At 61.6% G+C, this 11,466-nt stretch carries 11 protein-coding genes; all 11 read left to right on the top strand.

The window, feature by feature from the left end:
* Positions 1-270 precede the first annotated feature (270 nt).
* Complete coding sequence (locus AADA04_RS08465) at positions 271-972, top strand: metallophosphoesterase family protein (RefSeq protein WP_340692822.1); 702 nt, start codon at positions 271-273, stop codon at positions 970-972.
* 206 nt (positions 973-1,178) lie between these two features.
* On the top strand, positions 1,179-2,063 hold the full coding sequence (gene cpaB, locus AADA04_RS08460; RefSeq protein WP_340692821.1) for a Flp pilus assembly protein CpaB: 885 nt from the start codon (positions 1,179-1,181) through the stop codon (positions 2,061-2,063).
* Positions 2,060-3,352, top strand: coding sequence for a type II and III secretion system protein family protein (locus AADA04_RS08455; protein WP_340692820.1), 1,293 nt, complete (start codon positions 2,060-2,062; stop codon positions 3,350-3,352). Before cpaB ends, AADA04_RS08455 begins: the two co-directional genes overlap by 4 nt.
* Positions 3,353-3,364: 12 nt before the next feature.
* Positions 3,365-3,631 carry a hypothetical protein gene (locus AADA04_RS08450; RefSeq protein ID WP_340692819.1) on the top strand — a complete coding sequence of 89 codons (267 nt, stop codon included), beginning with the start codon at positions 3,365-3,367 and terminating at the stop codon, positions 3,629-3,631.
* Between the two features lies 1 nt (position 3,632).
* Positions 3,633-4,835, top strand: a complete 1,203-nt coding sequence (locus AADA04_RS08445; protein WP_340692818.1) for a hypothetical protein — start codon at positions 3,633-3,635, stop codon at positions 4,833-4,835.
* Entirely contained in the window at positions 4,832-6,217 is a 1,386-nt protein-coding gene (locus AADA04_RS08440; protein ID WP_340692817.1) for a CpaF family protein, read from the top strand. The genes AADA04_RS08445 and AADA04_RS08440 overlap by 4 nt, the downstream gene beginning before the upstream one ends.
* 11 nt (positions 6,218-6,228) lie before the next feature.
* Positions 6,229-7,212 (top strand): type II secretion system F family protein, encoded by a 984-nt coding sequence (locus AADA04_RS08435; protein WP_340692816.1) that lies wholly within the window; start codon positions 6,229-6,231, stop codon positions 7,210-7,212.
* A gap of 15 nt (positions 7,213-7,227) precedes the next feature.
* On the top strand, positions 7,228-8,163 hold the full coding sequence (locus AADA04_RS08430) for a type II secretion system F family protein (RefSeq protein ID WP_340692815.1): 936 nt from the start codon (positions 7,228-7,230) through the stop codon (positions 8,161-8,163).
* Between the two features lie 48 nt (positions 8,164-8,211).
* A complete protein-coding gene (locus AADA04_RS08425; RefSeq protein ID WP_340692814.1) occupies positions 8,212-9,171 on the top strand; it encodes an acetyl-CoA carboxylase carboxyltransferase subunit alpha in 960 nt (319 codons plus the stop codon).
* Positions 9,172-9,234: 63 nt separating this feature from the next.
* Entirely contained in the window at positions 9,235-10,974 is a 1,740-nt protein-coding gene (locus AADA04_RS08420) for an amidohydrolase family protein (RefSeq protein ID WP_340692813.1), read from the top strand.
* 2 nt (positions 10,975-10,976) lie between these two features.
* Positions 10,977-11,466 (top strand): AIR synthase related protein (locus AADA04_RS08415; RefSeq protein WP_340692812.1); only part of this gene is annotated, 490 nt, incomplete at its 3' end.

Below are 11,466 nucleotides of genomic sequence, written 5' to 3'. Positions count from 1 at the left end.
ACCCGAGGATATGCGCGGGGGGCGAGTGGGGGTGGTTGTGACCGGTGGCAACGTCGATGCCGCCGTGTTTGCCGATGTAATCGGACGGAGCGACTAACGTATCAAACCGTGCGCGGTTGTATCAAACTGACACGAACCCCAAGAACGGCGCCCGACGCCGTGATCGCCGCCATCCAGAAGCGCCGCGACCAACGCACTGGCATTCCAATGGCTGAGCCATTTCTGCGGCACGGCCCTTTTTTGAGCGTAGTCCGGCATTAGGTGTGACCCATGACCCAACCTGTCTATTGCGCCATCGGCGACATCCATGGCGAACTTGATCGTCTGAAAGAGCTGCACGACATGGTCCGGTTCCATGCCGAGGTCGAACTCGGCGGCGCTGAAGTGACACTGGTCCACCTTGGCGACCTGATCGACCGGGGCCAGGATTCCTGCGGGGTCGTAGACTATCTGATGGACATGGAAGTGCGGCGTGGACCGGCATGCGTGAACATTCGCGGAAACCATGAACAGCTGATGATTGAATCGGTGCGCATGGAGGATCAGGCGTCGCGCCGCAGTTGGCTGGAATGGGGCGGTGAAGAAACCATGGACAGTTACCGCCGTCGGGGCCTCGACGGCCCGCCCGATCATCACTTGGACTGGTTGCTTGGCCTGCCGACGATGTTCCGGGACGAAGCACGAGGGCTTGTCTTCGTTCATGGCGGCGTCGATCCGGATACGTTTCCGGCCTGCGGCGAGCGGGTCCAGATGTGGACGCGGCGGAAGGAATTTTTCGATACGCGCTGCTGGACAGCGCCAGACCTGATCGGCCAGACCGTGGTGCATGGTCATTCACCAACACAGGATTCGCTGCCCGACATGGCGGCCGACGGACGCCGGATAAATCTCGATACCGGGGCCGTTTTCGGCGGTCGTCTCACGGCCGCGATCCTGGCGCCGGGTGCGACGCCTCACTTCCTTCATAGCTAAGCGGATCGGCGCGAATGCCCTTGGCGGGGTCCAATGATCCGCCCGTAACGGGATGATTCATAAGCGCTTAATGAAGCTTGGTTTTTGGTTAACAGGGCGTTCGGGCGCGGCCCGAGATTTGGACAACGCTCTTCAACAGACTTTATCGCCTGACCTCTAATGTCCCAGCCTGACCAGATACGGTCTTGGGAACGAGGGCTCCGACAATGAAGCTAACAACCCTGATCAGCCTTGGCCTATCGCTCGTTCTGGGCGCAGGCGCAGTATTTCTGGGCCGTAGCTATATGACATCCGGCACGTCCAATGCTTCCGCGGCCAGTCTCGCGCCAGCTGTCGAGATGTCATCCGTGCTCGTCGCTACCTCGGTTATTCAAACGGGCGACCTGATCGATCATGCGAGCCTGAAGTCAGCGCCCTGGCCAGCAGACGCTGTGCCTGCCGACGCGTTGCGCAGCTTTGAAGACCTGAAAGAAACCGTTTATGCGCGAGGCCTGATCGTGCCCGGCGAGCCGCTGATGCGCGCCAAACTCGACGATACCGGAGCAATACTGACGCTTGCGGCATCGATCACGCCAGGCATGCGCGCTGTTTCGGTTGTTGTCGGCAGCGATACAGGCGTGGCGGGCTTCGTCCTGCCGGGCGACCGCGTGGACGTGAATGAATTCATCCCGCGTGAGGATGCCGGCAGCAGCTCGGCACGCGAGGGCGAACGCGTCTCAGGCGACGTAATTGCCCGGTCGGTCCTGAAGAACGTGAATGTGCTGGCGATCGATCAGTCATTTGAAGCAGGTCTTGAAGGGGCGCGTCCTTCGAGCACCGTAACGCTTGAAGTAATGCCGGACGATGCGCTCGCGCTCAGCGCCGCAAGCCAGCGCGGCGCGCTTGGACTCGCGCTGATCGGTCGGCATGAGGAAGCCGCTCTGGTTGCCGAAATCCGCAAGTCGCCGCAGCCGGTGCGTATCGTGTCGAGACCGCGTGTGAACCGTGCGCCATCGACCACGCGCGTCCGCGTGATCAACGGAGACACAGAAACCGAGGTCACGACACCGGTCGCCCGGGACAAAGCCCCAATCGGAGAAGTCAGCAAATGAACACGTTCCGTAGATTCTTTGCCGCCTGTCTGACGATAGCGGTTCTCGGCGTGCCTGCCGCAGCAGCGTGGACTGAGCGCAGCGCGCCGGATGGTGCCAGCGTGCTGGTTCTGGAAAAGGGCCGCTCGACAGTTGTCGAAGCGGACCTGAAATTCGCAACGCTGGTCGTTGCCGATCCCGAAATCGCCGATGCGATGGCAACGTCGAACCGCTCGTTTTTCCTGCGTGGCAAGCAACCCGGCGCGACAACGGTGTTGATCTACAATGCTGCCGGAGAAATCGCCGAACTCATCGATGTTGAAGTCGAACTGGGGCTGAATGAACTCCGCACCGACCTGAAGAACCTGCTGCCGGGCGAGGATATCAACGTTTATCCCGTGCATGACGGTGTGTTTCTGGACGGCAAGCTGACGACAGCGGCCGCTGCCGACATGGCGCTGCAACTGGCCGAGCGCCACGTGCCGGGCGGTGTGGCGAATGGCCTGTCGGTTGGGCAGAGCCAGCAGGTCTTGCTGGAAGTGCGCTTCGTTGAGGCCAGCCGCAGTGCGGTGAAGGAGATCGGCTTCGGCAACAAGATCAGTGCGAATGATGTTGTTGGCATCACCGATAGCGGCACGATCTCGGGCATCGCCGAGAAAACGATCGCGCTATTCACCAATGTCGGAAGCGAGAATATTGACATCACCTTGCGCGCACTGGAACAGAAGGGCGTGATCCGTACGCTGGCCGAGCCGAACCTTGTGGCGCTGTCGGGTGATACGGCAAGCTTTCTGGCCGGCGGTGAGTATCCGATTCCGGTTGCCAGCCGGGACAATCAGATCTCGGTTGAATTCAAGAAGTTCGGCGTAAGTCTGGAATTCACCCCGACTGTCCTCGGCGATGGCCTCGTGAACCTGCGTGTCCGACCCGAAGTGTCGGCGCTTGACCGAGGCAATGGCATTCGGTCTGCGGGCATCGAAATTCCAGGTATCTCGGTGCGCCGGGCGGATACGACGATCGAGCTGCATGATGGCCAGGCCTTCGCCATCGCCGGCCTGTTGCAGAACGATTATTCCAACGACGTGCGCCAGACGCCTTGGCTCGGCAACGTGCCCATCCTCGGCATGTTGTTCTCGTCCAAGCGCTACCAGAAGAATGAGAGCGAGCTCGTCATCATCGTCACGCCGCGTCTCGTCCAGCCAGCGACACACCCTGATGCGCTGAACACACCGCTTGATGCATTCGCTGAGTCGACGGAAGCCGAACTGTTTCTGCTGGACCAAACCGCAACTGTTCCATTGGCAAACTAGGGAGGCCGGAAGATGAGTAATCGTATCAAGATCACTGGCGCTATCACCGCCCTTGCATTGCTCGCAGCCTGTGCGAGCCACGACCATCAGGATGTCCGTTTGCTGGGCGGAGCGACCGAGATGAATATCGCAACCCAGTCGGTGCGCGACGTGAACCTGCCGAATTCCAGGGAAGTCGAGTCGACATCAGGTGTGCGTGCCGCGAACGCGGTCAAGGCACTGAACGAAGGCAAGCAGAAGCAGCTGGGGCAGGCTTCGGCTGGCGGGACCGGTAGCTGACATGTTTGAACCTGTTCAGAAGTCAGATCCTCCTCCGCCGCCGTCAAACCGGACCATCCCCTCGCTCGCCGTGCTGGCGAATCCGGAGCGGATGGAAACGCTGAAGTCATGTTGCGCTGACCTGGCCGATCTGTCGGGCCTTTCGGCGTCTGAGATCGTGTTGCGCCATGGCGGAGGCCTTGTGCTGGTCGAACAAGGCGTTGCCGGCTACGATCAGGTGATCCTGACTCTCGCTGTTGAGCGCCCGAACACGGCGGTGATTGTCGTCTCCGACCAGTTGCCCGGCCATATGGTCAGGGCCCTGATGAAGCTGGAGGCGTCTGATATTGTGCCGGCGACCGCCGGAATCGAGGAAATCATCGATGCGGCCGAACAGCTCCGCGAGACCCAGTCGATTCAGGGCTCGGGCGCGACATCAAAGTGCTGGGCCTTTCGCGGTGCCGTCGGCGGCGCGGGTGTTTCAACGCTGGCCATTGAGAGTGCATTCAGCCTCGCCCGCAAGGTTGGTCCGGGAAAGGTGTGTCTCGTCGATCTGAATGTGGCTGACGGGATGACCACGTCCTTCCTCGAAGCGGTGCCGAAACTGGACCTGCAGGCGCTGGTGGACGCGCCGGATCGTCTGGACCAACGTCTGCTGGCAGCATGGTGCTGGGAACATGCGGAAGGTGTTTCGCTGCTTGCCGCGCCGCGTAATCCGGATGCGGACGCCCTGGCGACCGAGCCGGCAATGTTGCGCCTGCTGGATGTCGCCTGCAGTACATTCGAATACGTTCTTGTCGATATGCCCCGGCACATGACGCCTTGGACCAAGTCCATTCTCGGTGCCGTCGATGAGGCGATCATCGTCAGCGAATTGACAGTGCCGAGCCTGCACGCTGCGGCAGAGATGTGCCGCGAAACGGATATCCTGCGGCGTGATCGCGGCAAGTCCAAGCTGGTGCTCAACCGCATGTTCCCGAAGAAGCGTTTCCGTGCCGAGTTCGCCGTCGACAAGGCAGAGCAGGCCATCGAACAGGAAATTCATACGACGATCGCGTCCGATTGGGATGCGGCGCGTACTGCAGTCAACCTCGGAAAACCCATCGCTGATGTGAAGCCCAAGAGCCAGCTTGTGCTGGACGTGCAGCAATTCGTCGACCGCCTTCTCCCCGAAGACATTACCGCCAACGCGGTGCAACCCCAGAAAAAGAGACGCGCAAAATGAGCCGATTCACGTCCAGCACTGCGGCGGTTGCACCACTGGTTGTGCCGTCGACGAAGCCGGCTGATGCCGCGCCGGCACTCGTACCCGCAAAAGGCAAAGCCGATTCCGCAGGGTTCGACTTGCTGGATGCGAAGCTGCGCGTGCATGCCAAGCTGATTGATGAACTTGACCTGTCTGCGCTCGAGAAGCTCGATGATGGCACAATGCGTCAGCGTGTCCGTGGCATCATTTCCGAAATCATCCGCAAGGAAGAAATGGCTCTGTCGTCGGTCGAGGAAGTCTCCTTTGCCGATGCGGTTATGGACGAGATGACCGGTCTTGGCCCGATTGAGCCATTGCTGAAAGACGACTCCATCGCGGACATTCTGATCAACGGCTACAATCAGGTCTATATTGAGCGAAATGGCGAGCTGCAGCTGGCACCTGTTCGGTTTGCCGACAATGATCACTTGCTGCGCATCGTGCAGCGCATCGTGTCAGCGGTGGGCCGCCGCGTGGATGAAAGCCAGCCGCTGGTCGATGCGCGCCTTCTCGATGGCAGCCGCGTCAACGCCGCGATTGCGCCCATCGCGATTGATGGGCCGCTCGTCTCGATCCGGAAATTCTCCAAGTCGCCACTGACAATGGAAAAGCTCGTCGGTTTCGGCGCCATTCCGGGACCGGTTGCAGAGTTCATCCTCGGCGCCGTGAAGTGCAAGGCATCGACGGTGATCTCCGGCGGTACGGGGTCGGGCAAGACAACGCTGCTGAACGCCCTGTCGTCCGCGATCAGCCCGAAGGAGCGCCTGATCACGATTGAGGATGCGGCTGAACTTCAGCTGCAGCAGCCGCACGTTGCACGCATGGAAACACGCCCGCCAAACATCGAAGGCAAGGGTGAAATCCGCCAGCGCGAACTGGTCAAGAACGCGCTGCGCATGCGTCCGGACCGAGTGATTCTCGGTGAGGTTCGCGGCGAGGAAGCCTTCGACATGCTCCAGGCCATGAATACCGGTCACGAAGGTTCCATGGCGACGATCCACGCCAACAATCCCCGCGATGCCATCACGCGCCTTGAGCAAATGGTGATGATGGGCGGCATGAAGATTTCCGAGGAGGCCATTCGGGGCCAGATCGCGTCCGCCGTGAATTTCATCGTTCAGGCCACTCGCCTGTCAGACGGTTCGCGCAAGGTTGTGTCGATTGCCGAGATCACCGGCATGGAAGGTTCGATCATCCAGATCCAGGAAATCTTCAAGTTCGAACGCTCCGGAACGTCAGAAGACGGCAAGGTAATCGGCAAGTTTGTCGCGACGGGCCTGCGTCCGAAATTCCTCGATGAGATGGAGCGGCGCGGCGTTCACATGCCTGCAGGCATGTTCGATCCCGCGACCGTATTCTAGGCGTCCGTCACGTGTTCGGCTTACCAGACATAACCGGCTACAGCATGTTCATGCTGGTCAGCGCGATCATGGCGGCAGGGGCATTCTTCCTGATGATCCAGGCCGGGCTGGGTCTTGTCACGCAGGCGCAGACCAAGCGGATTGTGAACCGCAGATTGCAGTTCAAGGACCGGTTTGCCAGCACCAGCGAGGCCATGGTCGAGTTGCGCAAAAGCCGGGGGCTGGATGCGGACGGCAATTTCGCCATGCCGCTGGAGCGGTTCAACCGCCTGGTCGTCAGATCGGGCCTGCCCTACCAACCACTCAAATGGGTGGCGATGTCGGCAGCTGGCGGCTTGGTAGCAGCTGGCGCCTATATGCATTTTGTCGGTGGCTGGATGCCGGCGCTCGGTATCTGCTTGCTGGTCTTTCTTGTCGGCCCGATTTTCGTGCTCAAGCATGTCGCCGGCAAACGCCGCAAGAAACTGGCAGGACAGTTGCCCGATGCCCTGCAGATCGTCTGCCGTAGCCTCGAGGCGGGCCACCCTGTTGCGACGGCCGTGTCGCTGGTGGCGCGCGAGATGCCGGATCCGATTGGCACGGAGTTCGGCATGACGGCGGATGAGGTGTCCTACGGCTTCTCGCTGACGAACGCGGTACAGCGCATGGCTGAAAGGTCGGGTGATCCGGATGTCGAATTGTTCGGCGCAACTGTGCGCCTGCAGGAGAAAACGGGCGGCAACCTCTGCGACCTGTTGAAGGCGAACACGACAACGATCCGTGAACGCCAGACGATGCGCCTCAAGGTGCGCGCGGCCTCGTCGGAAGGGCGGATGTCGGCTCTGATCCTGACCTCTGCGCCGTTCATGGTGATGTTGGCGATCCATCTGACCCAGCCGAACTTCTACGGCAACGTGATCCATGACCCGCTCATCCGTTATGGATTTGCCGGTCTGTTCGTATGGATGTTCATCGGCAACCTGGTCATGCGCAAAATGATCAACTTCAAGATGTAGGGCGGAACAGTGAACGTGGATACGTCATCTTTCCCTGGAATGTGGGCGCCTGTGCTGATGCTGGGCGCAGCGCTGGCGCTGTTGTTCCCAAGCATCCTGTCTTTCCTCAGAAGCCGCCGCGACATCGAAAGCGTCGAACGCCGTTTGGCGCGCCGTGGGCCGGTGACCGCTGAGACGGGTCAGCGCCGCAATCCTAGCCGCATCGGCAAGGCGGTCACCGGGCTGGCCGACCAAATGGCGCCTGACGATGATGAACAGGGGGTCAGTGCGGCCAAGGCGCGGCTGGCCGGTGCGGGCTTTGTCGGCCCATCGGCTGTTGGCCGGTATTATTTCGTGCGCCTGCTTTGCATCGTCCTGCCGCAGCTCGGCCTGCTTGCGGCCTTGCCCTATCTGGCGAGCTTGCCGGGTACGACCCCGCTCGTGATTTCAGTGATGCTCGTCATGATCGGGCTCATCGCGCCGGGCATGTACCTCGACAAACGGACCAAGTCTCGCCGGCAGGAATGTTCGGGCGGCTTTCCCGACATGATGGACCTGCTGGTCGCGTGCGTGGAAGCGGGGCTGAGCCTCGATGCATCGGTCCAGCGCGTTGGCGAGGAACTCGAGCTGCGCCACCCGATCATTGCCGGATACATGCGGACTTTGTCGCTGGAGCTGCGGGCCGGACGGGCGCGCAAGTCGGCCTGGCGCGGCTTTGCCGACCGGATGGGCATCGAGGAGGCCGGATCGCTGGCGACGATGTTGCGTCAGGCGGAGGAAATGGGGACGAGTCTTGGCCAGACGCTTCGCATTTTCTCGGCGGACATGCGCCAGCGCCGCATCCTCTATGCCGAGGAAAAAGCCATGGCTTTGCCGGCGAAACTGACGCTTCCGCTGGTCTTCTTTGTTTTCCCGGTGCTTTTGGGCGTTCTGACGCTGCCAGCCGTCGTGATGTTCCAGGAAATACTGTAATGAAATCGGCGCTAGGCGAGTCAGGTATGGATTGCTAGACATTGCACCATGAGCACGACGTATCTCGATTTTGAAAAGCCCATCGCCGAACTCGACGCCAAGATTGCCGAGCTCGAAGCCCTCTCTGGCCAGAAGGGCGGGCCGTCCATCAAGGACGAGTTGAACAAGCTGAAGGCCAAATCGACCAAGCAGCTGAAAGAGATTTATTCGGACCTCTCGGCCTGGCGTAAGACGCAGGTTGCCCGCCACCCTGACCGGCCGCACCTGTCTGATTATATTGAAACAATTTTCGAGGACTTCGAAGAACTGGCCGGAGACCGGCTGTTCGGCAATGACGAAGCGATCATCGGCGGCCTGGCCCGGTTCAAGGGCCGTTCGGTTGTCCTCATGGGTCATGAGAAGGGCCGCACGACCGAAAAGCGCCTGAAGCACAATTTCGGCATGGCGCACCCGGAAGGCTATCGCAAGGCGGTCCGCCTGATGGACATGGCGGAGAAGTTCAACCTGCCGGTCCTCAGCTTTCCCGATACGGCCGGCGCCTATCCCGGCAAGGGCGGCGAAGAGCGCGGCCAGGCCGAGGCGATTGCCCGGGGCACCCAGCGCGGCCTGTCACTGGGCGTGCCGTTCGTCACGCTGAGCATCGGTGAAGGCATGTCAGGCGGCGCCATTGGCATCGCGGCGGCCAATACGGTTCTGATGATGGAACATGCGATCTACTCGGTGATCTCGCCGGAAGGCTGTGCCTCGATCCTGTACCGCGATCCCGCCAAGGCGCGCGACGCCGCCGACGCGATGAAGATCACGGGGCCGGACCTGCTGAAAACAAAGGTGATTGACGGCATCGTCAAGGAGCCTGTGGGTGGCGCACACCGCGACCCGCAGCGGGCGATGGCCGCTGCCGCCAAGGCGCTGGATACCGCGCTGAAAGACCTCGAGGGCTTGTCGCCGCAGGAATTGCGTCGCCAGCGCCGGGATCGTTTCTATGCCATTGGCCGCGAGATCGCTTAGGCCCTGCTTGTAATCATTCGCCCGAACGGTCAGGCTGCGCGCCAGATCGATCGAGGGCTATCCATGCGAAATATTCTTGTTGGCGCAGCGCTGCTGCTTGCCGTGGCCTGCTCCAGGGGCGGCGCAGATGATACGGCGGCCGCTGGCGAAGGGGCCGTGATCTATCCCGCGGCCAGCGTTGTCACGATGGTTGCAGCGGATGCGGTGGCGTCAGCCGTGGCGGTGAAGGATGGGCGCATCCTGGCGACCGGTACGGAAGCGGAACTGGCCGAGGCCCTGCCTAATGCCAGCGTGGATCGCACGTTTGAAGGCATGGTGATTGTGCCGGGCCTGATCGACCCGCACGTCCACGTCATGCTGGGGGCCCTGCAATACAACTTGCCACTGACGCCGCCCTGGCCGATGGCGACGCCGCACGGGATGCGTGCTGGGATCGGCACGCGCGAGGGCTTCCTCGCGGAAGTCGCGGCGATTGAGGCATCGACCGCGCCGGGCGAACCGATTGTGATTTACGGCTACCACAACCTCGTCCACGGCGACCTGACGCGCACCGATCTCGACGCGATCACGACCGCGCGCCCGCTGGTGATCTGGCACTATTCCAGCCACGATTTTTACCTCAATAGCGCCGCCATTGAGCGCGCGGGCTTCACGCCGGCGCTGGCGGAAAAGTTTCATGGCGTCGACCTTGATGAGAATGGCGAACTGACAGGGCGGATCTATGAGGATGCCGCAATTGCCGTTTTGGGCGCCTTCTCTGACGTGATGCTGGCGCCGGAGAATGTCAGCGCCGGCTTCCAGGGCTTCTCCCGCATGCTGCACGAGGCAGGTGTCACGACAACGGTCGAGATGGGCTACGGCCTGTTTGGCTGGGAGATGGAAGACGCGAACATCCGTAGCAATTGGGGCGATGCCCAGTCCGCCGGATACAATCTCTACCTCGTGCCGGAATACCGGGCGCTGCAACGTTCGTTCGGCGAGGACAGGGTGCAGGCTGTCCGTGACATGGTCAGCGGTGTGCGCCCGGCGGCCGCGCCTGTGTTGCCGCGTGTGAAGTTTTTCACCGATGGCGCCTTCTACAGCCAGACGATGCGGCTGTCCCCGCCGGGATACCTGTCGGGGCAGTCGAAGGGCAGCGAAGGCTTGTGGGTGATGAAGCCGGACGAGATCGCACCGACGATCCAGCCCTATTGGGACGCAGGCCTGGGCGTGAACATCCATTCCAATGGAGACGCCGCGCAGGGCGCAACGCTCATGGCGCTGAAAACATTACGGAAAAGTGGCGGCGACAATTCCTTCACGATCGAGCATGGCGGCCTGTTCTCGCCGCACCAGGTCGAGGAAGCCGGTCGCCTCAAGGCCAATGTCTCGGCGGCCAGTCACTATGTCTACTATATGGCCGACACCTATGCCGACCCGCTGGGCCAGCCACGGGCGCGCTGGATATCGCCACTAGGCGCGCTGACCGATGCAGGCGTTACGGTGACCGTGCATTCCGATGCACCGCTGGCGCCGCCGGAGCCTTTGCGGGCAGCCAGTGTGCATATCACGCGGGCGACGCGGGAGGGCGGCGTCTATGAGGCGACCATGGCGCTGACACCTTATGAGGCCTTGGAATCTGTAACGCTCGATGCAGCGCGGGCTGTCGGGCTGGAGGCCGAAATCGGCTCGATCGAGGCCGGAAAACGGGCTGATTTCACCATCCTTGGCGCCAATCCACTGGATGTGGCGGGGGAGAACTGGACCGGCATTCCGATCTGGGGCGTCGTGCTGGCGGGCGAAAAGCGGCCGCTGGAAGACTGAACATGGCGGAAAAGGACTGGATCGCGCGTTACTTTGCGCCGCTGGCACAGGGGCAGGGTGCGGCGGGACTGAAGGATGACGTGGCCCAGATCGGTACGTCGGGTCCTGTCGCAATTACTACAGATGCGATGGTGGAGGGGGTGCATTTCCTGGCCTCCGATCCGGTCGATACCGTGGCGCGCAAACTGGTGCGGGCGAACGTGTCGGACCTGCTGGCGAGTGGGGCGGAGCCAACCGAAGCCTTGCTCACGCTCGGCTGGCCGAAGGCGCGCGGTGAAGCTGAAATCGCAGCATTTGCAGCAGCATTGGGTGACGAGTTGGCAGCCTGGGGCGCGCAGCTGATCGGCGGAGACACTGTCACCAATCCTCAGGGCTTGTTCCTGTCTCTCACCCTGATTGGGCGCTGCCTGTCCGACGCTCCGGTACGCCGGACGACCGCAAAAACCGGCGATTTCGTGTGGTTGACGGGGTGTGTCGGGGGGGCGGCGAGGG

Origin of the sequence: Hyphomonas sp., from assembly GCF_037969335.1 — a bacterium.
Taxonomy (GTDB): Bacteria; Pseudomonadota; Alphaproteobacteria; order Caulobacterales; family Hyphomonadaceae; genus Hyphomonas.
Note: the sequence above shows the minus strand (reverse complement) of the source record. Positions and strands in the feature narration are given on the sequence as shown.